The organism is Candidatus Solirubrobacter pratensis, assembly GCF_000425945.1.
GTDB classification, from domain to species: Bacteria; Actinomycetota; Thermoleophilia; order Solirubrobacterales; family Solirubrobacteraceae; genus Solirubrobacter; species Solirubrobacter pratensis.
In genome coordinates this window covers 94,941-120,752 of record NZ_AUEK01000007.1, presented here as the reverse complement: position 1 = coordinate 120,752, position 25,812 = coordinate 94,941, and the positions used below count along the sequence as shown (strand labels likewise).

The window sequence follows — 25,812 nt, the reverse complement described above, 5'->3', positions numbered from 1 at the left end:
GCGGCCTGAGGGGGCCGGATCGTGGATGCATGGCGACGACCGATCCCACTGCCGGTACTGGTGGTACCGGTGGTGGGGTCGGGTGGCGCCAGGCGCCGCGAGACGACCGCCTCAGGTCGTCGGACTCGCGAGACGGGTCCTGAGGACGCTGTCCAGCGCCTCGGCGACCTCGGCGACCTGGCCCTCGGTCATCTCGGGGAAGAACGGCAACGCGACCGAGCGCGCCGCGACGTCCTCGCAGACCGGGAACTCGCCTTCGCGGTGGCCGAACCGCTCGCGGTAGAACGACATCAGGTGGATCGCCGGCATGTACGGCTTGGACGGGATCCCGCGCGCCGACAGCGCCCGGATCGTGTCGTCGCGGCCGGCGTGGCGCGGGAGCTGGACGACGAACACGAACCAGCCGCGGACGTCGCCGCCGGCGTCCTCGCACGGCAGCTCGAGCTCCTCGAAGCCGGCCAGGGCCTCGCGATACCAGCCCGCGACGCGCGCCCGCGCCTCGAGCATCCCGTCCAGCCGCTGCAGCTGGACGAGTCCCAGGGCGCTCGCGAGATCGGTGAGCCGGTAGTTGAAGCCCAGGCGATCGTGGTCGAGCCAGCCCATGTCCGGCGCGCGGCCCTGGTTGCGCTCTGAGTCCACGCGCTCCTTGTGCTCGGCCGAGCCGAGCGTGAGCATCCCGCCCTCGCCCGTGGTCATCTGCTTGTTCGGGTAGAAGCCGAACGCCGCCGGATGCCCGCGCCCGCCGACCTTGACGCCGTCGGCGTGCACCGCGCCGAGCGCCTCGCACGCATCCTCGACGATCGGCAGGTCCATCCGCTCGAACGCCGGCAGGTCGGCCGGGTAGCCGAAGATGTGCACCGGCAGGATCGCGCGCGTGCGCTCGGTCACCGCGGCGGCCGCGGCTTCGGGGTCGAGGTTGAGGGTGCGCGGGTCGATGTCCGCGAACACGGGCCGGGCGCGCTCGAACAGGACCGCGTTGGCGCTCGCCACGAACGAGAACGGGGACGTCACGACCTCGTCGCCGTCGGCCACCCCGACCGCCCGCAGGGCGAGGTGCAGCGCCGCGGTGCCGGAGGACACCGCGCTCGCATGCGGCGCGCCGACGCGGGCCGCGAAGGCCTGCTCGAACGCCGGGACGCGCGGGCCGAGCGAGAGCTGGCCGGAGCGCAGCACCTCGAGGATCGCGGCCTCCTCCTCGGTCCCGAGCACCGCCCGGGCCAGCGGGATCAAGTCTTCACCTTGGACCGCAGCATGCCCGCCTCCAGCGAGTCCACGAGCGCGTCCCAGCTCGCCTCGATCACGTTCTCGTGCACGCCGATCGCCCCCCACGTCTGCGAGCCGTCGCTGGCGTCCAGCAGCACGCGCGTCGTCGCGCCGGTCGCCTTGAACTCGTCCAGGATGCGGACCTTGAAGTTGACCAGCTTGATCTCGCGCAGGTGCGGGAAGCGCTCGCCGATCGCCTCGCGAAGCGCGCGGTCGAGCGCGTGCACGGGGCCGTTGCCCTCGGCCGTGCGCACGTAGCGGCGGCCGTCGACCCAGAGCTTGATCGTCGCCTCGGTCTCCACGCGCCCGTCGGCGCGCTTCTCGGCGATCACGCGCCAGGACTCGAGCCGGAACAGCGGCTCGTACTCCCCCGTCTCCTTGCGGATCAGCAGGTCGAAGGAGCCGTCGGCGGCCTCGAACTGGAAGCCGCGGTGCTCGAGCTCCTTCACGCGCTCGACCACGCGAGCCGCCGTCGCGTCGTCGAGGTCGCCGCCGGCGTGCGCGATCACGGTGCCCTTGCCGGAGAGCTCGCTGACCAGCACCTCGCGCGCGTTGCCGACCTCGGCGGGGTCGATGTGCTCGAACGTCGAGGGGTCGGCGTTGACGCCGGCGACGTGCATCCCGCCCTTGTGGGCGAACGCGTTGCGGCCGACGTAGGCCTGGTTCGTGTCGGGCTGGAGGTTGAGCAGGTCGGCCACGAGGTGCGACGCCTCGGTCAGCCCCTCCAGCGAGGGCAGGCACAGGTAGCCCATCTTCAGCTGCAGGTTGGGGATGATCGAGACCAGGTTCGCGTTGCCGCAGCGCTCGCCGTAGCCGTTCATCGTCCCCTGCACGAGCGAACAGCCCTCGGCGACCGCCGCGAGCGTATTGGCGACCGCGACCTCGGCGTCGTTGTGCGTGTGGATGCCGAAGACGGCGTCGGGCAGCGCGCGCCGGACGATGTGCACGGCCTCGGCGATCTCGTGCGGCAGCGAGACGCCGTTGGTGTCGCACAACGTGAGGTTCTCGGCGCCCGCGTCCCACGCCGCGCGGAGGCACTCGATCGCGTACCCGGGGTCGTCGCGGTAGCCGTCGAAGAAGTGCTCGGCGTCGTAGACGAGGCGCTTGCCCGCCGCGACGAGGAACGCGACCGACTCGCCGATCATGCGGAGGTTCTCCTCGCGGTCGACGCGCACGACCTTCTCCAGATGCAGCCCCCACGTCTTGCCGACGATCGTCGACACCGGCGTCCACGACTCCGCGAGCACGCGCAGCGCCTCGTCCTCGGCCGCGGGAACGCCGCGCCGGCGCGTCATCCCGAACGCGCACACATCCGCGCTCAGGCCGGCGTCGCGAAGGAGCTCGAACAGCTCGAGCTCCTTCGGGTTGGAGGTCGGGAACCCGGCCTCGATCATCGGCACGCCCAGCTCGTCGAGGATCCGCGCGACGCGCACCTTCTCCTCGACCGACAGCGACATCCCCTCGCCCTGCATGCCGTCGCGCAGGGTCGTGTCGTAGACGATGACGCGGTCGCTCATCGCCTAGCTCACGGCGCCGGCGCCGCGGCGGGCACGACGTCCAGCCAGTCCGCGTAGCGCTCCGAGCGCCCGTGCAGGGCGTCCTCGAACACGGCCTGGATCCGCTCCGTGACCGGGCCGCGCGCGCCGTCGCCGACCGGCAGGTCGTCGACCTCGCGGATCGGCGTGAGCTCGGCCGCGGTGCCGGTCATGAAGATCTCGTCGGCGTGGTAGAGCTCCCCGCGCGCGATGTCGCGCTCGACCAGCTCGTAGCCGAGGTCGTGCGCGATCTGGATCGCCGAGAGGCGGTTGATGCCGCCGAGGATGTCGTTGGCGAAGCCCGGCGTGGCGATCCTGCCGTCCTTGACGACGAACAGGTTCTCGCCGGTGCCCTCGCAGACGAAGCCGCGGCCGTCGAGCAGGATGGCCTCCTCGTAGCCGGCCTTGTCGGCCTCGATCTTGGCCAGCACCGAGTTCAGGTACTGGCCGGAGGCCTTGGCGCTCGGGATCAGGCTGTCGGAGGGGATCCGGCGCCAGCTCGACACCTTCGCACGCACGCCGCGCCGCTTGCCCTCTTCGCCGAGGTAGGCGCCCCACTCCCACACGGCGATGATCACGTCGACGGGGCAGTCGAGCGGGTACAGGCCCATCGGCCCCGCGCCGCGGAATACGAGCGGGCGGATGTAGCAGGACTTCAGGCCGTTCTTGACGATCGTCTCGTGCGTGGCGGCCCGGATCTCGTCCTTGGAGTACGGGATCTCCATGTGGTACAGCGCAGCCGAGCGGAAGAGCCGGTCGATGTGGTCGGCGTGGCGGAAGATCGCCGTCCCACGCGGCGTGTCGTAGGCGCGCACGCCCTCGAACACGCCGGTGCCGTAATGGAGCGCATGGGTGAGCACGTGGACCTTGGCGTCCTCGTAGGGCACGAGCTCGCCGTTCATCCAGATCAGGTCCGATTGGCTCACTTCAGCTCCCCCAGCACCGCCTCGGTCGTCTCGGCGGTCGTCGCGGTCCCACCGAGGTCGCGAGGGCGGATGCCCCCCTCCAACGCCCGGTCCACCGCCGATTCTAGGGCAGCCGCGGCGTCGTCCCGGCCGAATCCGTGGCGCAGCATGAGCGCGGCCGACAGGATCATCCCGAGCGGATTCGCGATCCCCTTGCCCGCGATGTCGGGCGCGGTCCCGTGGACCGGCTCGAACAGGCTCGGGCCGTCGCCGGCGCCGAGGCTGGCGGTCGGGAGCATCCCGAGCGAGCCCGTGAGCATCGACGCCTCGTCGCTGAGGATGTCGCCGAACATGTTCTCGGTGAGGATCACGTCGAAGTCACGCGGCGCCGCGATCAGGCGCATCGCGGCGGAGTCCACGAGCTGGTGCTCGAGCTCGATGTGCTGGTACTCGGCCTCGTGCAGCGCGGTGACGACCTCGCGCCAGAGCCGGCTCGTCTCGAGCACGTTGGCCTTGTCGACGCTCGTCACGCGCGTCTTGGCCGCCTCGAAGCCGGTGCGCGCGATCCGCTCGATCTCCTCGACCGAGTACACGCAGGTGTCGAACGCGCGGCCGTCGCTGCGCCCGCGCTCGCCGTAGTAGAGGCCGCCCGTGAGCTCGCGGACGATCAGCATGTTCGTGTTCTCGATCAGCTCGCGCTTGAGCGGCGACGCGTCGTAGAGCGCCGGCAGCGGGCGGACCGGCCGCAGGTTCGCGAACAGGCCGAGGTCGGCGCGCAGGCGGAACAGGCCCTGCTCCGGCCGCACGGCGGTCGGGTCGGTCGAGTCCCACTTCGGCCCGCCGACGGCGCCGAGCAGGACGGCGTCGGAGGCCTTGATGGCGGCCATCGCCTCGTCGGTGATGGCGGTGCCGTGGGCGTCGATGGACGCCCCTCCGACGAGATGCTCTTCGTAGGTCAGGTCGGTCGCGACGGCGTCGAGGACCCGGCGGGCGGCGCTAGCCACCTCGGGACCGATGCCGTCGCCCGGGAGCAGGGCGATCGTGGGCATGTTGGCGGAGAGCCTAGAGATTGAGCGTCACGGGGCCGGGGCGCTCGCGCTCGCGCTCGTAGGTGGAGATGTCGTCCGCCTTCTGGAGGGTGAGCGCGATGTCGTCGAGCCCATTGATCAGGCGGTGGCGGCGCTCGGCGTCGAGCTCGAACGGGACGCTGCGACCGCCGAAGCGGACCTCGAGCGCCTCGAGGTCGATCTCGGCCTCGCCCGCGTCCATCACCGCGCGCACGTCATCCTCGGGCAGCACGACCGGCAGCAGGCCGATCTTGGTGCAGTTCGAGAAGAAGATGTCGGCGAAGCTCGACGCGACGATCGCCTTGAAGCCGTAGTCCTGCAGCGCCCACGGCGCGTGCTCGCGCGAGGACCCGCAGCCGAAGTTCGGGCCGGTGGCGAGGATCGGGTTCTTCGGCAGGCTCCAGCCGGGCTGCTGCGCCCAGTCGTAGAACAGGAACTCGCCGAAGCCGGTCCGCTCGATCCGCTTGAGGAACTGCTTCGGGATGATCTGGTCGGTGTCGACGTCGGCGCGCTTGAGCGCGGTGACGCCGCCCGAGATGACCTTGACGGGCTCCACTAGCTCCACTCCCGGATGTCGACGAAGTGCCCCTCGATCGCCGCCGCGGCGGCCATCTGGGGAGACACGAGGTGCGTGCGCCCGCCGCGGCCCTGACGGCCCTCGAAGTTGCGGTTGGAGGTGGACGCGCAGCGCTCGCCGGGCGCCAGGATGTCGGGGTTCATGCCCAGGCACATCGAGCAGCCGGCCGTGCGCCAGTCGAACCCGGCCTCGCGGAAGATGGCATCGAGGCCCTCCCGCTCGGCCTGCGCGCGGACCTGCTGGGAGCCCGGCACGACCATCGCGTCGACCGTCGACGCGACCTTGCGTCCCTTGACGATGTCGGCCGCCGCGCGCAGGTCGCCGATCCGGGCGTTCGTGCACGAGCCGATGAACACGCGGTCGAGCTTGAGCTCCTGCATCGGGACGCCGGACTCGAGGCCCATGTACACGAGGCTGCGCTCGTCGGTCTCCGACTTCGGATCCGGCACGACGTCCGCCACGCCGACCACCTGGCCGGGGTTCGTGCCCCACGTGACCAGCGGCGACAGCGCGCTCGCGTCGACCCTGATCTCGCGGTCGAACGTCGCGCCCTCGTCGGTGTGCAGCGTGCGCCAATGCTCGACGGCGGCGTCGAAGTCCTCGGGCGCGCCCGGGCGGCCTTCGACCCATTCGAACGTGGTCTCGTCGGCCGCGATCATGCCCGCCCGGCCGCCGCCCTCGATCGTCATGTTGCAGATCGTCATCCGCTGCTCCATCGAGAGCCTGCGGATCACCTCGCCGGCATACTCGACGGCGTGGCCGGCGGCGCCGTTGGTGCCCATCTGCCCGATCGTGCCGAGGATCAGGTCCTTGGCCGTTACGCCGTTGCCGAGCTCGCCCGTGTAACGGATGACCATCGACTTCGGCTTGGGCTGCGCGAGCGTCTGGGTCGCGAGCACGTGCTCGACCTCGCTCGTCCCGATGCCGAAGGCGAGCGCGCCGAAGGCGCCGTGCGTGGCCGTGTGCGAGTCGCCGCAGACGATCGTCATGCCCGGCTGCGTGACGCCGAGCTCGGGCCCGATGATGTGGACGATCCCCTGGCGGTCGGAGCCGAGCGAGTAGAGCGGGATGCCGAACTCGTCGCAATTGGCCTCCAGCGCCTCGACCTGGCGGCGCGAGAGCGCGTCGTGGATCCTGGCCGAGACGGGCGTGCCGTCGGTCGGGACGTTGTGGTCGGCCGTCGCGAGCGTGCGATCGGGCCGGCGGACCTCGCGGCCGGCGAGGCGGAGGCTCTCGAACGCCTGCGGGCTGGTGACCTCGTGCACGAGGTGGAGGTCGATGTAGATCAGCCCGGGCGCGATCTCGTGGGCGGACCAGATCTTGTCGAACAGCGTGGTGGGGGTCATGAGCGGCGCAGGCCGGCGGACACGATGGCCAGCAGGACGGCCTCCTCCTTGGAGTGGTTGGCGAAGTGGTGGGGCAGGTCGGCGTCGAAGGTGACGGTGTCGCCGGTGCCGAGCGCGTGCTCGGCGCCGTCGACGTGCAGGGTGACGGCGCCCGCCTCGACGGTCGCCGTCTCGCGCGCGCCGGGCTCGTGGCGTGGCGGGTCGCCGGGGCCGCCCGTCACCGCTCCGGCGGCGAGCGCGTGGCGCGTGACCTCGGCGCGCAGGCCGGGCTGCGACGGCGTCAGCACCTCGTACGTGTGGCCTCCCGCGCCCCCGCGCCGGCCCTCGCCGGCGCGCACGACGGACACGGCGCCGTCCTCGTCGAGGCGCAGCAGCTGGCTGAGCTTGAGCTCGAGGCCGGAGGCGATGCGCGCCGCGACCTGCAGGGTCGGGCTGGTCTCCCCGCGCTCGACCTGGCTGAGCATGGGCGCCGACACGCCGGAGCGCTCGGACAGATCGCGCAGCGAGAGGTCCATCGCCTCCCGCAGTGCCTTCACCCGAGGGCCGACGGCCGAGATGGCCGGATCAGCGGCAGCCGCCATTACGTTTGTACGTTATCACGTACGAAGTAGCCTGGATCTCATGATCGAGCTCCCCGATGTGCTCGTCCTCGGCGCCGGCGGGTCGCTCGGCGAGGCGTGGATGACCGGCGTGCTCGGCGGGCTCGGGCTCGACTTCACGCGCTGCGAGTACTTCGTCGGCACGTCTGCCGGCGCGGTCGTCGCCGCGACGCTCGCCGCCGGACGGCCGCCGCGTCCGGTGGCGGGCGCCCCGGGCGACGAGCTGGCGCTCGTCGGCGAGGCGGAGGCGACCGCGCCCGACGATGCGGACCGCAGCCGCATCGCCGGCGCCCTCGGGACGATCGGTCGCGGCGCCCGGCGCGTCGGCACGGCCGCGGCGACGCCGTTCGCCCCCGCCGTGCTCGCCGCCGCCAAGCCCGCGGGACGGCTCGCGCGCGCCGCGGTCCTGCGCGCCGCCAAGCGGCCCGAGCGGACGCTCCCGCGCCTGCACGACCACGTCGAAGGGCTCGGGGCGCGCTTCGACGGGCGGCTGCGCGTGTCGGCCGTCGACCGCGCGAGCGGCAGGCGCGTGATGTTCGGATCGCCGAACGCGCCGGCCGCCGCGGTCGCCGACGCGGTGCTCGCGTCGTGCGCCGTCCCGTGGGTGTTCGCGCCGGTCGAGATCGACGGCCGCGAGTACGTCGACGGCGGCGTCTGGAGCCCGACGAACCTCGACGCCGCGCCGGCCGGGCGCGGCGCCCGCGTGCTGTGCCTGATGCCGACCGCCGGCGCGGCGCGGCGCTATCGCGCCGGCACGCTGGCGGCCGCCGGCGCCGAGGCACTGGCCCTGCGCGCCCGCGGCGCCGACGTCCAGGCGGTCTCGCCCGACGCTCCGACGATCGAGGCCTTCGGGTCTTCACTGCTCGATCCGCGCAACCGCAAGGCGGTCGCCGCGGCCGGGTTCGCTCAGGGCCGGCGGCTCGCCGCCGCGGGTCACTCCAGCGCCGAGACGCCGAACCCCTGAGCGACGGCGTCGAGCTCCTGCGACGCATCGTCCTGTGACGCGCCGAGCGTGATCGAAGCCGCTTCGACCAGGCCCTCACGCGTCACCGGCACCCCTTCGACGAGCGCGCGGCGGATGACGATCAGCGCCGCCGTCGCGACCGCGTCGCGACGGACGTCCGCATGCTTCGGTTCCAAGGCGGCTCCTCCCGCTTGAAGTCGTGGCGGCAGAGTCTTATCGCGCTGCTGCGCGGCGCCACACGCAATTACGCAAGAACGGGTCAGCCTTTGAGCACGATCGGATCTCACTGCACCAGGTCGCGGCGAAGCGCCGGCCCGTCCCCGAGCGCCGCGAGCGGCTGGGCGAGCCGCTGCCGCGCGGCGCGCAGGCCGTCGCGCAGCAGCCGGTCGGCGTGGCCGAAGTCCGTGGGCATGATCTGCAGCGCGTTCGGCGCCGGGAGCACGATCAGCTCGACCTCGCCGGAGAACAGCGCGATGTCGGCCTCGAACCGGCTGCGCATCACGAGGCCGATGCCGCCGATCGCGGCGCCGAGCGCGCCGCGCGACGTCGTCGCCGGCACGAACGCGGGATCGACCGTCGGAAGGACGTAGATGCGCTCCGCGCCCAGGGCCACCGCGTGCGAGATCGGCGTGTTGTTGACCACGCCGCCGTCGATCAGCAGCCGGTCGTGGACGCGCACGGGAGGGAACACGCCGGGCACCGCGGCGCTCGCCGCGATCACGTCCAGCGCCGGACCGTCGGAGAGCAGCACCTCGGCCCCGGCGTCGAGGTCGAAGGCGACGACGTGCAACGGGATCGGCGCGCCGGCGAGGTCCTCGAACTGCAGGTGCCGGCACAGGAGCCTGCGCAGCGCCTCGGCCGGGACCAGGTGGTCGCGCTTGCCCAGCAGGCCGCTCGCGAGCACCCACGGGCTGACCGGGAAGACGTCGTCGCGCTGCAGGCCGCGCCAGATCTGCGCAAGCCCGCGCGCCGTGGCGACCGTCTGGGGGCGCGAAGCGACGTAGCTCGCGTTGATCGCGCCGGCCGAGGTCGCGACGAGCAGGTCCGGGGCGATCCGCAACTCGTACAGGGCGCGGAGCATCCCGGCCTGCATCGCGCCGAGGCTGGCGCCGCCGGAGAGCACGAACGCCGTCCGCGGGCGGCGCGAGCGGCGCCGGCGCGCTGCGAGCGGCGCTATCGCCGTGACGGTCCCGCCGGCCTCCGGTTGAGGCGAGGCGGCGGAGACGTGTGCGGTCCGGTCCATTGAGGCGCGTCCTTCCCGAGCAGGCGATCTGGCTGCTTCACACAGTCGCCCGTGAGCGCAAGGCGCGCCATGGCGCCGCGCCCGAGTCGCGGCTCCGGCTTTCCGGAGCCTGCGAGTCGGGCGCTCCTTACGTGCGGCTACGGGGCGCGCGTGAGCACGGGCTCGCCGGCGTCCTCGTCGGCCGCCAGGAGCACCTTCTGCTCCACGTTGGTGAGCGCGCGCACGTACGCGAGCGCGGCCGCCTCGATGATGTCGGTCGACACCGCCTGGCCCGCGGCGGTCGAGCCGGAGAGCTCGAGGATCACGCTCGCCTCGCCGAGCGCGTCCTGGCCGCCGGTGACGGCGTCGATGCGGAACTCGCGCAGCCGCGCCTCGCGCCGGGTGGCGGCGTTGATCGCGCGGAAGATGGCGTCGATCGGGCCGTCGCCGGTGAAGTCGCCGCGCATCGTCTCGCCGTCGGGCGCGACGATCGAGACCGTCGCGTGCGGCGGCCGGCGCGTCGAGGCCTCGACGTCGAACCACTCGAGCGTGTAGGCGGCGGTCTCGGCGCGGAGCTCGTCGGTGACGAGCGCCTCCAGGTCCATCGCCGTGACCTGCTTCTTCTTGTCCGCCAGCTCCTTGAAGCGCTTGAACGCCTGGTTGAGCGACTGGCCGTTGACCTCGTAGCCCAGCTCCATCAGCGCCGACCGCAGCGCGTGGCGCCCGGAGTGCTTGCCCAGCACGATCGAGTTGACGTCGTCGACGCCCACCGAGGCCGCGGACATGATCTCGTAGGTGGAGCGCTCCTTGAGCACGCCGTCCTGGTGGATGCCGGACTCGTGCTGGAACGCGTTGCGCCCGACGATCGCCTTGTTGGGCTGCACCGGGTAGCCGGTCAGGCGCGACACCAGCCGGCTGGCGCGCGCGATCTCGCGCGAGTTGACCGCGGTCGTGAGCCCGATGTCCGCCTCGCGCGTGCGCAGCAGCATCACGACCTCCTCCAGGGAGGCGTTGCCGGCGCGCTCGCCGATGCCGTTGACCGCGCACTCGACCTGCCGCGCGCCCGACTGCAGGCCGGCGAAGGAGTTCGCGACCGCCAGGCCGAGGTCGTCGTGGCAATGGACCGACAGCACGACGCCCGCCAGCGCCGGGACCAGCTCGTACAGCCGCCCCAGGAAGGCGGCGTACTCCGCCGGCATCGTGTAGCCGACGGTGTCGGGGACGTTGATCGTCGTCGCGCCCTCGTCGATCGCGGCCTGGATCACCTCGGCGGTGAACTCGACGTCGGCGCGCGTGGCGTCCATCGGGCTGAACTCGACGTCCTCGACGAGCGACCGCGCGTGCGCGACGGCCGCGCGCGCCTGGCCCAGCACGTCCTCGCGCGTCGACTGCAGCTGGTGCTCGATGTGGATGTCGCTGGTGGAGATGAAGGTGTGCACGCGCGGGCGCTCGGCGTCCTTGACGGCCTCGGCGGCGCGCTCGATGTCGGCGGCGTGAGCGCGCGCGAGGCCCGCGATGACCGGGCCGCGCACCTCCCTCGCGATCGCCTGTACGGCTTGGAAATCGCCTGGCGAGGCGATCGGGAAGCCCGCCTCGATGACGTCGACCCCCAGTCGAGCGAGCTGCTGGGCGATCTCCAGCTTCTCGGTCGCGTTGAGCGAGATGCCCGGCGACTGCTCGCCGTCTCGCAGGGTCGTGTCGAAGATGATCACCCGGTTCGGGTCCATGTCCTGTCAGTCCTTTCGGTTCTTTCCTTGCCTCTTCTCACTGGTTCGCGGCTAAGCGGCCGCCCACGCGCTATTCCCCCCGAGGGGGGAGGAGAAGAAGGAGGGAAAGAAGGGCCTGACGGGCCATGCGGAGTGCAGAGTAGCTCAGAAGCCCCACGCGTGCCATGAGAGGATCTCGATCCACGCGCTCACCCGCCCGCGGTCGCGGTGCGGGTAGGGCCGGCCGGTGTAGTGGCGGGCGATCCGGTCGATGTCGTCCATCCCCTGCTCGCCGCCCACGAACTCGGTGACGCGGCCGCGGAGGCTGATGTGCTGGGACCAGTCGTCCATGATCGCGGTGAGCGAGACGCGCGGGTCCTTGCGCATCCATTCGAGCCGCGCGCGGCCGGCGTCCATGTTCACGAGTGCCCGGCCGTCCTCCCACAGGTACCAGGTGGCGACGGTGTGCGGTGAGCCGTCGGACATCACGGTGCCGATCACGCAGGCGTTGGGCTCGCGCAGGAGCGCGTCGTACTCGGCGGGAAGCGGGGGATTGGACATGCGCGGGTTCTATCGCGGGCGGCGTTCAGGCGCCCGCCAACTCGGCGAGCCGCCGGATGCCGGGCTCGATCGCGGGCTCGGCGATGCAGCCGTACCCGAGGATGACCGCGGGCGGCCCGGGCGCGATCGTGTGCTGCGAGAGGCCTTCGAGGCCGATCCCGGCGTCCTGCGCCGCGCGCAGCAGCTCCGCCTCGTCGGCGCCGGGAAGCTCGACGAGCAGGTGCAGCCCCGCCGCCGCGCCGTGCGGGCGCGCGTGCGGCAGATGACGCGCCAGCGCCGCGACGAGCGTGTCGCGGCGGCGCCGGTACTCGAGCCGCGACCGACGCAGGTGCCGGTCCAGCTCGCCGTGCTCGAGCAGCGTCGCGAGGCCGAGCTGCTCGAGCAGTGCCGAGCCGCGGTCGGCGCGGTGCTTCTCCCGCCGCAGGTCCGCGGCGAGCGCGGGCGGCGGCACCAGCCAGCCCATCCGCAGCGCGGGCGCGAGCGTCTTGGAGATCGAGCTGAGGTAGATCACGCGCTCGCGATCGAGTCCCTGCAGCGCGCCGACGGGCGCGCGGTCGTAGCGGAACTCGGCGTCGTAGTCGTCCTCCAGCACCCAGCCGCCCCAGGCGCGCAGCGCCGCCCGGCGCTCCGGCGCGAGCACGACGCCGGTGGGGTACTGGTGCGCGGGCGTGACGAGCACGGCCTCGGCGCCGCCGGCGTCGAGCGCCTCGACGTCGAGGCCGCCGTCATCGACGGGCACGGGGACGATCTCCAGCCCCAGCGCGGCGAGCGGTCCGCGCATGAACACGCTGCCGGGATCCTCGACCGCGAGCCTGCGGACGCCGCGCGCGATCAGGGCGCGGCCCGCGAGCGTGAGGCCCTGGGTGACGCCGGCGGTCACGATGATCGTCTCCGGATCGGCGACGACGCCGCGGACGCGCCCGAGGTAGGTCGCGAGCGCATTGCGCAGCTCGGGGACGCCGCACGGGGAGCCGTAGCCGAAGCGCGCGTCGGGCGCTTCGCGCAGCGCCTGGCGGATCGCGCCGGCCCAGGCGGCACGCGGGAAGAGCGCCGGGTCCGGCTCGCCGGGGCGGAAGTCGAAGCGCGGGGGACGCGGCTCGCCGGCCGGCAGCGGGACGGCGTCCGCGCCGGTGGAGCCGCCGCCGACGCGCGTCGGCGCGCCCTGGCTGGCGACGAGGTAGCCCTCCGCCGCGAGCTGCGCGTAGGCCTCGGTGACGACGCCGCGGGCGATCCCGAGCTCGCCGGCGAGCGCGCGCGAGGACGGGAGCGCGGAGCCGCGCCGGAGGGTGCCCGAGCGCACGCCGTCGCGAAGCTGTCGCTCGAGCTGGACGCGCAGCGGCTCGCGCGTGCCGCGCTCGAGCCGGACCATCATCTCGATCCCCGAACTGGCCTTCACATCTCCTCCCGAACTGGCCCTCGTAAGTAAACCAGTGCGGGCGTACGTTGCGAAGCATGCACGCCATCGCCACGACGCCCGGGGCGCTCCGTCTCTTCGCCGGCTCGCTGATCGCGCGGCTGCCGGCCGTGATGCTCAGCCTCGGCCTGCTCGTCCATGCGCAGCGGCTCACGGGCTCGTTCGCCGTCGCCGGCCTGGTCACCGGCGCATACGCCGCGGCGCTGGGGCTCGGCGGCCCGCTCCTCGGGCGCCTGGTCGACCGCCGCGGCCAGACCGCGGTCCTGCTCGGCAGCGCGGCCGGCTGCGGCGCGGCGCTGTTCGCGATCGCGCTGGTGCGGGTCGGCGCGCCGGGACTCGTCGCGCTCGCGGTCGCCGCCGGGCTCTGCACGCCGCCGGTCGGCGCGTGCCTGCGCGGCCTGCTGCCGGCGATCCTGCCGCCGGCGAGCCTCCCTTCGGCCTACGCCGCCGAGGCCGCCGCCTCCGAGCTGACCTGGATCGCGGGCCCGCCGGGCATCCTCCTCGCGGGCGCGCTGACGTCGACCGGCGTCGCGCTCGCGGCCGCCGCCGTGCTGCTCTTCGCCGCGACCGCCGCGTTCGCGTGCGAGCCGGCATCGCGGGCGTGGCGGCCCTCCGGCGGCGAGCGACGGCCGCGCGGCGGCTCCCTGCGCGCCGGCGCCATGCGCACGCTCGTGCTCGTGATGGCGCTCGTCGGCGTCGTGTTCGGCGCTTCGGAGGTCGGCATCACCGCCACCGCGCACGCGCTCGGCAGCACCGCGGCGGCGGGCCCGCTGCTGGGCATCTGGGGCGCCGGCTCGCTGCTCGGCGGGCTCGTCCTCGCCCGTGCGGGCCGCGGCGCGCGGCTCACGCCGCTGCTGGTCGGCCTCGGCCTCGGCCACCTCGCGCTCGCGAGCGCCGGCAGCGTGCTCGCGCTGGCCGCCGTGCTGCTCGTCGCCGGCGCGACGATCGCGCCGACCTATGCGACCGTGTTCGCGCTCGTCGACGGCGCCGCGCCGGCCGGCACGGTGACCGAGGCGTTCGCATGGCTCAACACCGCCGTCGCGGTGGGAAGCGCGGGCGGCGCCGCGGCCGCGGGCGCGCTCGCCGACGCGACCGCCCCCGCGTCCGTCTTCCTGCTCGCGGGCGCGGCCGGAGCGCTCGCGGCGCTCGCGAGCGGCGTGCGCGCTCGCGACGCGGAGCCGGTCAGATCACCGGCTTGACGTCCAGCACCGGCGTCCCGTCGAGCGCCTCGAGATCGCTGACGCGGACCCGCGTCCCCTCGATCGCCAGGACCTCGACGGGATGCAGCCCGATCGGGTTGGGCCGGTCCGGCGAGCGGGTGACGAAGACGCCCTGCAGCGGCGTCGCCGGGTTGCTGCGCGGGTGGACCTTGAGCGTCGTGCGATCGGCGCGGTCGAACCAGGTGAGCAGGATCAGGCGGTCGCCGACCCGCATCCCGTCGAGCGCGGCGGCGAGATGCGGCTCGAACGCGATCCACGCCGCGGGCGCGCCCTCGTGGCCCTGCTTGGGCGCCATCGCGCGGTCGATCAGCTCGGACTCCACGCGCCCTACGGGCGTCAGTGCGATTGTGCTCATGTGCGCTTCCTGTTCATGTCTCAGGGTGTTCACCGCTCTCGCCGCCAGTCGCGCCGGGTCATCGCCACGAAGTGGGTGCCGGGCGACTCGGGGACGTTGCGGTTGAGCACGTCCGAGAGCGTCTTGGTGGTGCGGATGACCTCCATCCCGAGCGGCGAGAACGTCCGCTCGTTGAACAGCCGCGGCGCCAGCAGCGGGTTCGTGAGCGCCTGGCTGAACGCGTCGATGCCGACCATGCGGCCGATCAGCGCCGGCAGGACGGAGTTCGGCCGCGTGTCCTCGGCGAACAGGCCCGGATAGAGCTCGATCCGATCGACGCTGCGGTAGACCTCGCGCAGCGCGGCGATCCGCTCGGCGTCGCCGGTGATCTGCTCGAAGCGCGTCACGCGCGGGAACCTCGCCAGCTCGCGGTAGGCGTTGTACGGCGCCAGGCCGACGGCGCGCGCCTCGCGCACGCTGGCCAGCTCGGGCTCGCGCAGCGCCGGGTCGGTATTGAGCATCCCGACGCGCCCGGCGGGCTGGTTGGAGGCGTCGGCGAACAGGCGCGCGATGCCGTTCTCGGTCACGAGGTCGGTGCGGAAGATCGTCTCCCATACCGGCAGGCCGGCTCCGGCGACCTGCAGCCGCGACGGGATCAGGCTGTGCCAGCGGTAGAGCAGGTTGAACTCGATCGCCATCCAGTTGGAGCGGTACCACGACTCGCGCTTGAAGTCCCACGGGTCCGCGCCGAACTCGAACAGGTACGGCGCGATGTGGTTGATGTACTCCTCGATCACGATCTTGATCAGGAGCACGATCAGGATGTTGCGCGCGGTCGCGTACAGGCGCTCGTCGTCCCACGACGGGTACTCGGCGGCGAGCAGGCCCGCGAGCCGGTTGTGCTCGCGCAGGAACAGCACGTTGAGCATCACGAACCCGATCTGCGAGTTCGTCGTGTCGCTGCCGGTCGCGAACAGCGTGTCGAAGCGGTCGGGCGGGATCTGCCCGGGCCGGACGACGCCGAGGCCGGCGAACTCCGGCTTGACCGCGCCGCCGTCATAGAGGTACGGCGGGTACTCGGCGCCGCCGATCACCTGGCTCTTCAGCCGTCCGCCCTCATGCGAGCGCAGCGCCTCGGTGATCTCCTTGCGCACGCCGTACAGGGGCGTCAGGTCGAGCTCGTGGTTGGTGTCGTTGCGGCGCGGGTCGCGCTCAGGATGCCGGTCGCTGCGCAGGAACCCGTCCGTGAACCACTGCGCGAAGTAGGCGAACATGACGGTCGACTTCGGGCACTGCTCGCCTTCGCCGCGGCGCATGAACAGATCCGCGACGCGGTCCTCCGGCGGCAGGCCGTCTTGCGCGACGGGCGGGAGGTGGCGGCTGTCGTAGCTGCGGTCGGTCAGCGACTCCCACGACGAGTACGGCGCCATCGTCGAGAACGGGTTCGGCCGCGTCGGGATCTTCAGGATCGCGCGCGAGATCAGCGCCCGGTTGGTGGCCCTGCGCAGCGGCTCGACGCGCTGCAGCAGGCTCCAGACGCCCTCGAAGTTCGTCAGGACATACGTCTCGAGGCGGTTCTGCCAGCCGTCGCGGGAGCTGTCGCGCATCCGCGCATCCTGTCAGCGCGCGTCAGAACCCGTGGTCGCGCCACGGCACCGTCGTCCGTATGCGCGGCTCGCGCCGATCTCGGGTCGCCGTCAGCGCGCCACGTGGATGCCGAGCGCGCGCGGCGCCGCGGCCACCGCCCGCGTCAGCGGGTCGACCGGCCGGTCGTCCTCCTCAAGCCGCTCTTTACGTAAGAAGGCACGCCGCACCAGCGATCCCCCCACCCACGCCAGTGGCTCCGGCGGGACGGAGACGGGCGCCGGATCGACCAGCGCGAGCGGCGCGGGCTCCCCGGCGGCGAGCGCGGCGAGGACGCGCCCGGCGAGATGGCAGGGGCCGACGCCGTTGCCCGTGAAGCCGAACACGTAGTGGACGGGCGCGCCGTCGAGCGTGCCCATCTGCGGCAGATGGCTCGGCGAGACGTCGATCGGCCCGCCCCACGCGTGCGTGATCGCGCGGTCCGCGAGCGCCGGGAACATCGCCACCAGGTGCTCGCGCGTCGTCCGCGCGACGTCGGAGTCCACCTCGACGCGGCCGTGCAGGCGCGCGCCGGGCGCGACGCGGCCTCCTCCCCACCCGAACGCGATCCGCCCGTCCGGCGTGGTGCGGAAGTAGTGCACGAACGTGCGCGCGTCGGTGACGCACTCCCCCCCGGTCCACCCGAGCGCCTCCAGCACCTCCGGCACCGGCTCGGTCAGCACGATGTGCGACGACGTGACCGACACGCGTGAGCGCAGCGGCGGGAACCCGCGCGTGGCGGCGTTGATCGCGAGCACGGCGGCGCCGGCGCGGACCCGGCCGCCGGAGGTCTCGGCGACGACGCCCGACGGCGAGGCGTGCAGCGCCTTCACGCGCGAGTGCTCGTGGACGCGGACGCCGGCCTCCCGCACACGCGCGCGCAGGCCGAGCGCCAGCCGCGCCGGCTGGACCGTCGCGTCGTCGGGCACGAAGATGCCGCGCCGGAAGCGCGGCGAGTCGCAGCGCGCGCGCACCTGCGCGGGGCTGAGCGCAACGACGCGGCCGGGCGGCGCGACGGCCAGCACGTCGTCGAGCACCGCGTCGTGGGCGGACGCGGTCGAGGCCATGACGTACCCGGCGCGCCGGAACCACGCGTCGACCCCGTGCTCGGCGCACCAGTCCCCGATCGCCTCGACGCTGTCGGCCGAGGCCTCGGCGATCTTCAGCGCCCGGTCTGACCCGAAGCGGGCGACCAGCGACGGCAGGTGCGTCCACAGCGTCTCGCAGAAGCCGCCGTTGCGACCGCTCGGGCCGTGCCCGCAGACCTCGGCTTCGAGCAGCGCGACCGAGGCGCCGCGCTCGCGCAGCTGCCACGCGGTCCAGAGGCCCGCGTAGCCGCCGCCGATCACCACCACGTCGGCCGAGTGGTCGCCCGCCAGCGGCGGGACAGGCGCGAGTGGCCCGGCCTCCTCGAGCCAGTAGCCGTGGGCGCTGTGCTCCATCTCAGCCTGCGAAGAAGCGATCCGAGGCGTCGCGCAGCACGGCCTCGGTCTTCGCGACCATCTCGCCGAGCTCCTCGCGCGTGGCCACGAGCGGCGGCGCGAGATGCAGCACGGCGTCCCCGCGGTCGTCCGGGCGCGCGATCAGACCCTCCTCGAGCAGCCGGCCCGCGAGGAACCCGCGCAGGAGCTTCTCGCGCTCCTCGGCCGAGAAGCGCCCGCCGGCGTCGTCGCGCACCAGCTCGAGCGCCCAGAAGAACCCCGCGCCGCGAACGTCGCCGACGATCGGCAGCCGCTCCTGCAGCTCGCGCAGCCGCTCGCCGATGAACGGCTCCAGCGTCCGCACGTTGTCCAGCACGCCCTCGCGCTCGAAGATCTCGATGTTGCGCAGCGCGATCGCCGCGCTCACCGGATGCCCGGCGAACGTGATGCCGTGCATCAGCATCCGGCCGTCGTCGTACAGCGGCTCGGCGATCCGGTCCGACACCAGCACGGCGCCCATCGGGGCATAGGCCGACGTGATGCCCTTCGCGCACGTGATCAGGTCCGGCGCCACGCCGAAGCGCGAGGACGCGAACCACTCGCCGATGCGCCCGAAGCCGGTGATCACCTCGTCGGCGACGAGCGCGATGCCGTAGCGGTCGCACAGCTCGCGCAGCCCGGGCCAGTAGCCCTCGGGGGGAACCAGACAGCCGCCGGCGTTCTGGACCGGCTCGGCGATCAGCATCGCGACCGTCTCCGGTCCGGCCTCGACGATCGTGCGCTCGTACTCGTCGAGCAGCCGCGCGGTCTGGGCCGCCTCGTCGCCGGCGTCCGGATCGCGGAAGGCGTTCGTGTTCGACACGCGCACGACCGGGATCGGCGCTGCCCCGAACGGCTCCTTGTACGAGCTCACGCCGGTGAACGAGAGCGCGCCGAGCGTCACGCCGTGGTAGGCGATCTCGCGCGCGATCGCCTTGGTGCGCTGCGGCTCGCCCTTGGCCAGGTAGTGCTGGCGCACGATCTTCCAGGCGGCCTCGACCGACTCCGAGCCGCCGTTGGTGAAGAACACGCGGTTGAGGTCGCCGGGGGCGCGCTCGGCGAGCGCCGCCGCGAGCCGGATCGCCGGCGGGTGTGCGGTCGCCCAGTTGGTGTTGAAGGCGAGCGTCGAGAGCTGAGAGGACGCGACGGCCGCCATCTCCTCGCCGAACGAGTAGCCGATCTGGCAGCAGAACAGCGATGACAGCCCGTCGAAGTACCGGTTGCCGTCCGTGTCGAAGACGTGGCAGCCCTCGCCGCGCTCGAGCACGAGCAGCGGCTTGGCGTCGGGCCCGAAGGCGCCGTTGCGGGTGAAATGAAGGAGCAGATGCCGGTGCGCCGCCTCCTGCAGCGACTCGGCTCCGACACTGTCGGCGACGGTCATGCGGGCATGCTCGCCCGGGTCTCGAAGCACCTCAATGGGCGAACCGTCGCCTTCCCGCGCTCATAGACCGACGGACCGTCAAGTTCGTTCGAGACCGTCGTCGGTCCGCATCCCCGGTTGCCCGCCGCCGCCCGCGGGTCATCGCGGCCCGGCTCCTGGGGGCGCTCCGCGCCTGAAGCGACGGGCCCGCACCGCCAGGTGCAGGCCGAGGACGACGTCCTCGTCGTCGAGCGAGACGCCGAGCAGCTCCTCGATCCGCCGCAGCCGCAGGTAGAGCGACTGGCGCTCGAGGTGCAGGGCGCGGGCCGCCTCGGCCTTGCGCCCCCCGGCCGCGAGATACGCCTCGAGCGTCTCCAGCAGCGCGCGCGTCCGGACGGAGCCGTCCTCGAGCAATGGCCCGATCTGCTCGTCGACGAACGCCTCGAGCTCCGGCGTGTCGCGCAGGTCGTGCAGGAGGTCGGCGACGCCGGGGCGGCGCGCGTCGTGCCAGCGCACGACCGGGAGCGCCGTCGCGGCGCCGGCTGAGCGCCGGACGCGCCGCAGCGCCTCCCCGGCGGCGCTCCAGGACGCGGCCGGGCCGCCGATCGCCAGCGCCGCGTCCGCCGGCCCGAGCCCGTGGCGGTCGAGCGCGCCGTGGAAGAGATGCGCGACGTGCTCGGCCAGCGCCGCGTCGTAGCCGCGCGCGCCGAGCGAGAGCAGGATCAGGACGTCGGCGTCGCGCGGGCCGAGCAGGACGCCGAACCCGGTCGAGGAGAGCGCGGTCCGCAGGTCGCCGGACAGCCGCGTCCACGTGAACGCGCCGGTGAGCGGCTCGCTGCCGCGGCGGTCGCCGCCGCGCGAGCGCCCGTATGCCGGCGCGCGCCAGCTCGCCACCAAAGGCAGCAGCGCGCCCCGGCCCGTCCCCGAAAAGCCGAGCGCCTCGGCGCGACGGCGCGCGTCGGCCTCCTCGACCCGGCCGTCGGCGAGGTCGGACAGGAACGCGCCGCGCGACCGCGCGCGCAGCTGCTCGTCGTGCTGCTGGCCGAGCAGGTCGATCGCGACCGCCAGGGCGGCGCGCTCCACGGCGACGCGGTCGAACTCGTCCAGCGGGTCGTCGAGCGCGAGCGCCATCAGCCGGCCCCACGAGCCGCCCATCAGCCGCACGTCGACGGCCAGCATCCCTTCCGGCTCCTCCCCGCGCGCCTCGGCGCGGCGCGCGTCCGTCCACGCCGCCAGCGCGAGATCGTCGCCCAGCGGGCCGGAGACGTAGTACACGAGCGAGCCGGCGGCGTCCTCGAGCAGCACCGGGTTGCCGACCGCGGCGGCCAGCTCGGCGAGGATCTCCGGCGCCCCGCGGCCCTGCAGGATCAGCTCGGTGAAGCGGCGGTGGATCTCCTCGCCGCGGCGCAGCAGGTCGAACTGCGCGTGCAGGACCGCGCCGTGGACCGCCTCGGTGATCTCGACGAAGCGCACAGCCCGGTGGAAGGCGACGACCGGCACGCCTGCCCGCTCGCAGGCGCGCAGCACCACGTCGGGCACCTCGCGCCAGCTCGTGCCGAGCTCGATCGCCAGCGCGGCGATGCCCTGTCGGATGAGCGACCCGATCCAGTCGGATTGGTGCCCCGCGTCGGCGCCGGCCCCGAGGCCGGTCGTCAGCACGAGCTCGCCGCCCTTGAGCAGGTCGTCCGGATCGGGCATCTCGATCACGTGCGCCCAGCGCAGCTCGCGGTCGGGCGTGCCCGTGACGAGCTCGGGCAGCGCCCGGCGGACGACCGGCAGTTCGAGCACGTCGGCAAGGCTCAGCATGACGCTCTGTCAATCATCATGCCGAAACGCCCGACCGATCGTCCATTGTGAAGGGTCGCACGAGCCGGAAAAGTGGCCTACGCCAAACCGGAGTAACCGAATGGCCATCAGCGACAAGGTCGAGTCACCGCCGATGATCGTCGGCGGCGAAGAGCTCACGCTCGACGCCGTGCGACCGATCCACGAGCCCGCCACCGGTGAGGTGCCGGCGCACGTCCCGGAGGCGGCCGCCGTCCACGCGGACGAGGCCGTCGCCGCCGCCAAGGCCGCCTTCCGGCGCGGCGGCACCGATCTCGGGCCGCTCGTCTCGCCCGCCCAGCGCGACCGCGTGCACGGCTTCGTCGAGCGGGCGCGCGCGGCGGGGGCGCGGGTGACGCGCGGCGGCGAGCCGTCCGGCAACGCGTACTACGCGCCGACCGTGGTCGAGGGCGCCGCCCAGGGCTCCGAGATCGTCCAGCAGGAGGTCTTCGGGCCCGTCGTGACCGTGCTCGGCTTCGCCGCCGACGACGAGGGGCTCGCGCTCGCCAACGACACGCGCTACGGGCTGGCCGCCTCCGCCTGGACGCGCGACGTGTTCCGCGCCCAGCGCGCGGCGCGCGAGCTGGAGGCGGGTACCGTCTGGATCAACGAGCACCTGGCCATCGGGTCCGAGATGCCGCACGGCGGCGTGAAGGGCTCGGGCTTCGGCAACGCCATGTCGATGTATGCGCTGAGGAGTACGCGGCGATCAAGCACGTCGTGTTCGAGTTGACGGGAATGCCCCGAAACGGTTGGTACGACGCGGTCTCCAAGCCGCGCGAAAGGGAGTGAGAGTGAGCGGGCAGGCCGAAACCGACATCCGCGTCGACGGCGTGACGAAGCGCTTCGGGGAGACGACCGCGGTAGACGACCTCACGCTGTCGATACCGCGCGGATCGTTCTTCGCGATGCTCGGTCCCTCGGGATGCGGCAAGACCACGACGCTGCGGATGATCGGCGGCTTCGAGGATCCGACGGCGGGGCGGGTGTTCCTGGGCGGCTCGGACGTGACCAACCACCCGCCGTACAAGCGCGACGTCAACACCGTCTTTCAGTCCTACGCGCTGTTCCCGCATCTGAATGTCGAGAAGAACGTCGGCTTCGGGCTCGAGCGCAAGAAGGTCTCCAAGGACGAGATCCGCAAGCGCGTCGGCGAGGTGCTCGAGCTCGTGCAGCTCGCCCACCTGGCCAAGCGCAAGCCCGCGCAGCTCTCCGGCGGCCAGGCGCAGCGCGTCGCGCTGGCCCGCGCCCTGGTGAACCGCCCCCGCGCGCTGCTGCTCGACGAGCCGCTCGGCGCGCTGGACCTGCGCCTGCGCAAGCAGCTGCAGATCGAGCTCAAGCGGATCCAGCGGGACGTCGGCATCACGTTCGTGCACGTGACGCACGACCAGGAGGAAGCGATGTCGATGGCCGACACGATCGCCGTGATGAACCTCGGCCGGATCGAGCAGGCCGGCGGTGCCGCGGACCTCTACGAGCGCCCGCAGACCGAGTTCGTGGCGAACTTCCTCGGCGTCTCGAACCTCGTCGACGCGCAGGTGCGCCGCAACGGCGGCCCGCTGTCGGAGCTCGAGACCCACGACGGCGCGAAGCTGCACGTGCCGTCCGAGCGCTGCGGCCCCCACACCGACCATGCGGTCCGGGCCGGCGTGCGGCCGGAGAAGATCACGCTGATCCCCGCCGGCCAGCCCGTGCCGGACGGCTCAAACGTGCTGCGCGGAACCGTCGTGGTGGCCGCGTTCCTCGGCATCTCGATCCAGTACGTCGTCCGCGCCGCCGGCGGCGAGGAGCTCAACGTGTTCGCCCAGAACACCGACGGCTCGGAGCCCGACTCGCTCGGCGTCGGCCGCGAGGTGCAGCTGGCCTGGCGTCCCGAGCACACGTTCGTGGTGGCCCGTGGCTAGGCAGACGCGGCGCAGGTTCCTGGGGCGGGCCGGCTCGCTCGCGCTCGCGAGCTCGCTGGCCGGCTGCGGCATCGAGGGGACGCTAGAGGCGGCCAAGAACGCGGCCACCCCCGCCCCGACGGTCAGGCACCCGAAAGTGCCGATCGGCAACTGGACGTTCTCCAACTGGCCGCTCTACATCGACAAGAAGGTCCTGAAGTCCTTCGACAAGGAGTTCGGCGGCCATGTCAAGTACGTCGAGGACATCAACGACAACGACGAGTTCTACGGCAAGGTCCGCCAGCAGCTGCAGGCCGGGCGCTCGATCGGCCGCGACATCGTGACGCTGACCGACTACATGGTCGCCAAGTGGGTCCGCAACCGCTACGTGCAGCCGTTCGACAAGAACAACGTCCCGAACTTCTACAACAACCTCGTCGACAACCTGAAGGGAATCCCTTACGACCCGAAGCGCGAGCTCACGGCTCCGTGGCAGTCGGGCGCGACGGGCATCGGCTACAACCCGAAGAACACCGGCCGCGAGCTGAAGTCGATCGACGACCTGTTCGACCCGGCGTTCAAGGGCCGCGTCACGATGCTCTCGGAGCCGTATGACTCCGCGTGCAGCGTCTGCCTGACGATGGGCGTCGATCCCACGCACGCCACGATCGACCAGATCCTGGCGGCGATCGAGAAGATCTCCAAGGCCAACGACGCCGGCCAGTTCCGGCGCTTCACCGGCAACGACTACGCGACCGACCTGACCAAGGGCAACGTCTGGGTCGCGCTCGCCTACTCGGGAGACCTCGTGCAGCTGCAGAGCGACAACCCCGACCTGAGGTTCGTCTATCCGGAGGAGGGCGCGATGACCTTCACGGACAACATGATGATCCCGCAGAAGGCCGAGCACGTGTATGCGGCAGAGACGATGATCAACTACGTCTACGAGCCGGAGGTCGCCGCGAAGATCGCTTTGTACGTGAACTACCTGTCGCCGGTGAAGGGCGTCAAGGAGATCGTGGAGAAGACCGATCCAGATCTGGCGAACAACCCGCTGGTGTTCCCGTCGGACGAGATCCGGGCCAAGCTGCACGCCTACCCCGCGCTGTCGGACAACGACGAGCGCCGGATGAAGGAGGCGATGGCACAGGTGACCGGGGCCTAGCGCGATGCTCTCGCTCAATTTGCGCCGCAGGCTGCTGCCGTGGATCTTCCTCGGCCCCGGCCTGCTCTGGCTGCTGATCTTCTTCCTCTACCCGCTGCTCAACCAGGCGAGCGTCTCGCTGATGAGCGGCGACCCCGAGCACGGCTACACGCTGACGTGGGCGTTCCACACCTACTGGGACGCGATCAGCGACTACAAGGCGCAGTTCGGCCGCTCGATCCTCTACGCCGGGATCGCGACGATCCTGTGCCTGGTCATCTCCTTCCCGCTCGCCTACTTCACCGCGTACAAGGCGGGGCGGTTCAAGGGGCTGATCCTGCTGCTGATCATCCTGCCGTTCTTCATGTCCTACGTGCTGCGGACGGTGTCGTGGCAGCTGATCCTCGCCGATGACGGCTGGGTGGTGGCGCGACTGCGCGACCTCGGCATCCTCGGCAGCGACGGCCGCCTGCTGGCGACGTCGACCGCCGTGATCGCCGGCATCACGTACAACTTCCTGCCGTTCATGGCACTGCCGCTGTACGTGTCGCTGGAAAAGATCGACCGCGGCTACATCGAGGCGGCGACCGACCTCTATGCGAGCCGCGCGACGGCGTTCCGGAAGGTGACGGTGCCGCTCGCGCTCCCCGGCGTGTTCGCCGGCTCGCTGCTGACGTTCATCCCCGCGTGCGGCGACTTCATCAACGCCGCGCTGCTGGGTACGCCGAGGCAGTTCATGATCGGCAACGTGATCCAGTCGAAGTTCCTGAACATCCTCGACTACCCGACGGCGGCGGCGCTGTCGTTCACGCTGATGGTGTTCATCCTGATCGGCATCTTCCTGTACGCGCGGGCGCTCGGCACCCGCAACCTGACCGAGGCGGCGATCTGATGACGCTGATGGAGGCCGAGCGCCAGGCCGTCGGCGCCGACGCCGCGTCGCAGCGGCCCGAGCGCGGCCGCGGCCGACTCGTCGACTGGGGACTCGGGATCTGGAGCGCCGTCGCGCTGCTGTACCTCTTCATCCCGGTCTTCATCGTCGTCCTGTTCTCGTTCAACGACAACAAGGGCCGGTTCAACTTCACCTGGCAGGGCTTCACGCTGCGCCACTGGCAGCACCCGTTCCAGGATCCGGATCTCGCGCACGCGCTGACCACCTCGCTCGAGATCGCGCTGATCGCTACGTTCATCGCCACCGCGCTCGGCACGTTCATGGCGATGGCGCTCGTGCGCTACCGCTTCCGCGGGCGCTCGACGGTGGACTTCTTCGTGTTCATGCCGCTGTCCTCGCCGGAGGTCGTGCTCGGCGCCGCGCTGCTCGGCTTGTTCCTCACGCTCAACATCAACACGGGCTTCGTCACGATCGTGATCGCGCACGTGATGTTCTGCGTGTCGTATGTCGTGGTGACGGTGAAGGCCCGACTGGAGGGCATGGACCGTCACATCGAGGAGGCGGCGATGGACCTCGGCGCGACGGAGTGGGCGACGTTCCGCAAGATCACGCTGCCGATGATCGCGCCCGGCGTCGCCGCCGCCGCGATGCTCGCGGCGGCGCTGTCGATCGACGACTACGTGATCACGTCGTTCAACGCGGGGCAGACGCAGACGTTCCCGCTGTTCATCTTCGGCGCCACGCGTCAGGGCGTGCCGGCCGAGGTCAACGTGCTGGCGACGATGCTGCTCGTCGTGGTGCTGGCGCTGATGGGGGTCAACGTGCTCGTGCAGCGCGCGCTGTCCAAGCGCGACCGCGTGCGGACGGGCGCGGCCGCCTAGGACAAGCTCGCCTGCCGCGCCCGGCCACCATC

At 72.3% G+C, this 25,812-nt stretch carries 23 protein-coding genes and 1 pseudogene; 7 read left to right on the top strand and 17 right to left on the bottom strand.

Features of this window, described 5'->3' with window-relative positions:
- Positions 1 to 111: 111 nt before the first annotated feature.
- The 7 genes from H958_RS0107535 to H958_RS48870 are packed head-to-tail and all read right to left on the bottom strand — an operon-like array spanning position 112 to position 7,274.
- Positions 112 to 1,230, bottom strand: coding sequence for a DegT/DnrJ/EryC1/StrS family aminotransferase (locus H958_RS0107535; protein WP_028058207.1), 1,119 nt, complete (start codon positions 1,228 to 1,230; stop codon positions 112 to 114).
- Positions 1,227 to 2,780 carry a citramalate synthase gene (gene cimA / locus H958_RS0107530; RefSeq protein WP_028058206.1) on the bottom strand — a complete coding sequence of 518 codons (1,554 nt, stop codon included), beginning with the start codon at positions 2,778 to 2,780 and terminating at the stop codon, positions 1,227 to 1,229. The genes H958_RS0107535 and cimA overlap by 4 nt, the downstream gene beginning before the upstream one ends.
- A gap of 8 nt (positions 2,781 to 2,788) precedes the next feature.
- Entirely contained in the window at positions 2,789 to 3,724 is a 936-nt protein-coding gene (locus H958_RS0107525) for a branched-chain amino acid transaminase (protein ID WP_028058205.1), read from the bottom strand.
- Entirely contained in the window at positions 3,721 to 4,752 is a 1,032-nt protein-coding gene (gene leuB, locus H958_RS0107520) for a 3-isopropylmalate dehydrogenase (protein WP_037409694.1), read from the bottom strand. The genes H958_RS0107525 and leuB overlap by 4 nt, the downstream gene beginning before the upstream one ends.
- 13 nt (positions 4,753 to 4,765) lie before the next feature.
- Positions 4,766 to 5,326: a 3-isopropylmalate dehydratase small subunit gene (gene leuD, locus H958_RS0107515; protein ID WP_028058203.1), complete on the bottom strand. Its 561-nt coding sequence runs from the start codon at positions 5,324 to 5,326 to the stop codon at positions 4,766 to 4,768.
- Positions 5,326 to 6,693, bottom strand: coding sequence for a 3-isopropylmalate dehydratase large subunit (leuC, locus tag H958_RS0107510; RefSeq protein WP_028058202.1), 1,368 nt, complete (start codon positions 6,691 to 6,693; stop codon positions 5,326 to 5,328). Before leuC ends, leuD begins: the two co-directional genes overlap by 1 nt.
- A complete protein-coding gene (locus tag H958_RS48870; protein ID WP_028058201.1) occupies positions 6,690 to 7,274 on the bottom strand; it encodes a helix-turn-helix domain-containing protein in 585 nt (194 codons plus the stop codon). The genes leuC and H958_RS48870 overlap by 4 nt, the downstream gene beginning before the upstream one ends.
- A 40-nt stretch (positions 7,275 to 7,314) precedes the next feature.
- Here H958_RS48870 and H958_RS44905 point away from each other — a divergent pair, with 40 nt between their 5' ends.
- Entirely contained in the window at positions 7,315 to 8,256 is a 942-nt protein-coding gene (locus H958_RS44905) for a patatin-like phospholipase family protein (RefSeq protein ID WP_028058200.1), read from the top strand.
- Here H958_RS44905 and H958_RS0107495 read toward each other — a convergent pair.
- The 5 genes from H958_RS0107495 to pdxR all read right to left on the bottom strand — a co-directional run bounded on the left by H958_RS0107495 (position 8,226) and on the right by pdxR (position 13,141).
- A complete protein-coding gene (locus tag H958_RS0107495; RefSeq protein ID WP_028058199.1) occupies positions 8,226 to 8,432 on the bottom strand; it encodes a hypothetical protein in 207 nt (68 codons plus the stop codon). The two genes, H958_RS44905 and H958_RS0107495, sit on opposite strands and share 31 nt — an antisense overlap.
- Positions 8,433 to 8,539: 107 nt before the next feature.
- On the bottom strand, positions 8,540 to 9,499 hold the full coding sequence (locus H958_RS35775; RefSeq protein ID WP_081685697.1) for a patatin-like phospholipase family protein: 960 nt from the start codon (positions 9,497 to 9,499) through the stop codon (positions 8,540 to 8,542).
- A 137-nt stretch (positions 9,500 to 9,636) separates the two neighbouring features.
- Entirely contained in the window at positions 9,637 to 11,205 is a 1,569-nt protein-coding gene (locus tag H958_RS0107485; protein WP_028058198.1) for a 2-isopropylmalate synthase, read from the bottom strand.
- Positions 11,206 to 11,349: 144 nt separating this feature from the next.
- Complete coding sequence (locus H958_RS0107480; protein ID WP_028058197.1) at positions 11,350 to 11,745, bottom strand: pyridoxamine 5'-phosphate oxidase family protein; 396 nt, start codon at positions 11,743 to 11,745, stop codon at positions 11,350 to 11,352.
- Positions 11,746 to 11,770: 25 nt separating this feature from the next.
- The gene (gene pdxR / locus H958_RS0107475) at positions 11,771 to 13,141 is read right to left on the bottom strand and encodes a MocR-like pyridoxine biosynthesis transcription factor PdxR (RefSeq protein WP_231379192.1); all 1,371 of its coding nucleotides are present in this window, start codon (positions 13,139 to 13,141) and stop codon (positions 11,771 to 11,773) included.
- Between the two features lie 56 nt (positions 13,142 to 13,197).
- Between pdxR and H958_RS35770 the strand changes: the two genes are divergently transcribed.
- The gene (locus H958_RS35770) at positions 13,198 to 14,358 is read left to right on the top strand and encodes an MFS transporter (RefSeq protein WP_051323971.1); all 1,161 of its coding nucleotides are present in this window, start codon (positions 13,198 to 13,200) and stop codon (positions 14,356 to 14,358) included.
- Here the strand turns inward: H958_RS35770 and tsaA are convergent.
- The 5 genes from tsaA to H958_RS35760 form a co-directional block, all read right to left on the bottom strand.
- Positions 14,342 to 14,734 (bottom strand): tRNA (N6-threonylcarbamoyladenosine(37)-N6)-methyltransferase TrmO, encoded by a 393-nt coding sequence (tsaA, locus tag H958_RS0107465; RefSeq protein ID WP_028058195.1) that lies wholly within the window; start codon positions 14,732 to 14,734, stop codon positions 14,342 to 14,344. The two genes, H958_RS35770 and tsaA, sit on opposite strands and share 17 nt — an antisense overlap.
- A gap of 29 nt (positions 14,735 to 14,763) precedes the next feature.
- Entirely contained in the window at positions 14,764 to 16,320 is a 1,557-nt protein-coding gene (locus tag H958_RS0107460) for a peroxidase family protein (RefSeq protein WP_028058194.1), read from the bottom strand.
- 90 nt (positions 16,321 to 16,410) lie between these two features.
- The gene (locus tag H958_RS35765; protein ID WP_037409689.1) at positions 16,411 to 17,778 is read right to left on the bottom strand and encodes an NAD(P)/FAD-dependent oxidoreductase; all 1,368 of its coding nucleotides are present in this window, start codon (positions 17,776 to 17,778) and stop codon (positions 16,411 to 16,413) included.
- Position 17,779: 1 nt separating this feature from the next.
- Positions 17,780 to 19,177: an aspartate aminotransferase family protein gene (locus tag H958_RS0107450; RefSeq protein ID WP_028058193.1), complete on the bottom strand. Its 1,398-nt coding sequence runs from the start codon at positions 19,175 to 19,177 to the stop codon at positions 17,780 to 17,782.
- Between the two features lie 138 nt (positions 19,178 to 19,315).
- Positions 19,316 to 20,962 carry a PucR family transcriptional regulator gene (locus H958_RS35760; protein WP_051323970.1) on the bottom strand — a complete coding sequence of 549 codons (1,647 nt, stop codon included), beginning with the start codon at positions 20,960 to 20,962 and terminating at the stop codon, positions 19,316 to 19,318.
- Positions 20,963 to 21,206: 244 nt separating this feature from the next.
- Here H958_RS35760 and H958_RS35755 point away from each other — a divergent pair.
- The 5 genes and pseudogenes from H958_RS35755 to H958_RS35750 all read left to right on the top strand — a co-directional run.
- Positions 21,207 to 21,772 (top strand): annotated as a pseudogene (locus H958_RS35755) (aldehyde dehydrogenase family protein); the annotation flags it as partial.
- Positions 21,773 to 21,774: 2 nt separating this feature from the next.
- On the top strand, positions 21,775 to 22,884 hold the full coding sequence (locus H958_RS0107435; RefSeq protein ID WP_028058191.1) for an ABC transporter ATP-binding protein: 1,110 nt from the start codon (positions 21,775 to 21,777) through the stop codon (positions 22,882 to 22,884).
- Complete coding sequence (locus H958_RS0107430) at positions 22,877 to 24,028, top strand: ABC transporter substrate-binding protein (RefSeq protein WP_028058190.1); 1,152 nt, start codon at positions 22,877 to 22,879, stop codon at positions 24,026 to 24,028. Before H958_RS0107435 ends, H958_RS0107430 begins: the two co-directional genes overlap by 8 nt.
- A gap of 4 nt (positions 24,029 to 24,032) precedes the next feature.
- Complete coding sequence (locus H958_RS0107425) at positions 24,033 to 24,899, top strand: ABC transporter permease (protein WP_028058189.1); 867 nt, start codon at positions 24,033 to 24,035, stop codon at positions 24,897 to 24,899.
- Positions 24,900 to 24,907: 8 nt separating this feature from the next.
- Positions 24,908 to 25,780 carry an ABC transporter permease gene (locus H958_RS35750; RefSeq protein ID WP_051324053.1) on the top strand — a complete coding sequence of 291 codons (873 nt, stop codon included), beginning with the start codon at positions 24,908 to 24,910 and terminating at the stop codon, positions 25,778 to 25,780.
- The last annotated feature ends 32 nt before the right edge of the window (positions 25,781 to 25,812 follow it).

Bases quoted from the DNA above. Each gene is read 5' to 3' on its own strand.
- H958_RS35760 (WP_051323970.1), bottom strand. From the start codon at position 20,962: ATGCTGAGCCTTGCCGACGTGCTCGAACTGCCGGTCGTCCGCCGGGCG.
- H958_RS0107480 (WP_028058197.1), bottom strand. From the start codon at position 11,745: ATGTCCAATCCCCCGCTTCCCGCCGAGTACGACGCGCTCCTGCGCGAG.
- H958_RS35750 (WP_051324053.1), top strand. From the start codon at position 24,908: ATGGAGGCCGAGCGCCAGGCCGTCGGCGCCGACGCCGCGTCGCAGCGG.
- H958_RS0107425 (WP_028058189.1), top strand. From the start codon at position 24,033: ATGCTCTCGCTCAATTTGCGCCGCAGGCTGCTGCCGTGGATCTTCCTC.
- H958_RS35770 (WP_051323971.1), top strand. From the start codon at position 13,198: ATGCACGCCATCGCCACGACGCCCGGGGCGCTCCGTCTCTTCGCCGGC.
- tsaA (WP_028058195.1), bottom strand. From the start codon at position 14,734: ATGAGCACAATCGCACTGACGCCCGTAGGGCGCGTGGAGTCCGAGCTG.
- H958_RS35765 (WP_037409689.1), bottom strand. From the start codon at position 17,778: ATGGAGCACAGCGCCCACGGCTACTGGCTCGAGGAGGCCGGGCCACTC.
- H958_RS0107450 (WP_028058193.1), bottom strand. From the start codon at position 19,177: ATGACCGTCGCCGACAGTGTCGGAGCCGAGTCGCTGCAGGAGGCGGCG.
- H958_RS35775 (WP_081685697.1), bottom strand. From the start codon at position 9,499: ATGGACCGGACCGCACACGTCTCCGCCGCCTCGCCTCAACCGGAGGCC.
- leuC (WP_028058202.1), bottom strand. From the start codon at position 6,693: ATGACCCCCACCACGCTGTTCGACAAGATCTGGTCCGCCCACGAGATC.
- cimA (WP_028058206.1), bottom strand. From the start codon at position 2,780: ATGAGCGACCGCGTCATCGTCTACGACACGACCCTGCGCGACGGCATG.
- leuB (WP_037409694.1), bottom strand. From the start codon at position 4,752: ATGCCCACGATCGCCCTGCTCCCGGGCGACGGCATCGGTCCCGAGGTG.
- H958_RS44905 (WP_028058200.1), top strand. From the start codon at position 7,315: ATGATCGAGCTCCCCGATGTGCTCGTCCTCGGCGCCGGCGGGTCGCTC.
- H958_RS48870 (WP_028058201.1), bottom strand. From the start codon at position 7,274: ATGGCGGCTGCCGCTGATCCGGCCATCTCGGCCGTCGGCCCTCGGGTG.
- H958_RS0107485 (WP_028058198.1), bottom strand. From the start codon at position 11,205: ATGGACCCGAACCGGGTGATCATCTTCGACACGACCCTGCGAGACGGC.
- H958_RS0107460 (WP_028058194.1), bottom strand. From the start codon at position 16,320: ATGCGCGACAGCTCCCGCGACGGCTGGCAGAACCGCCTCGAGACGTAT.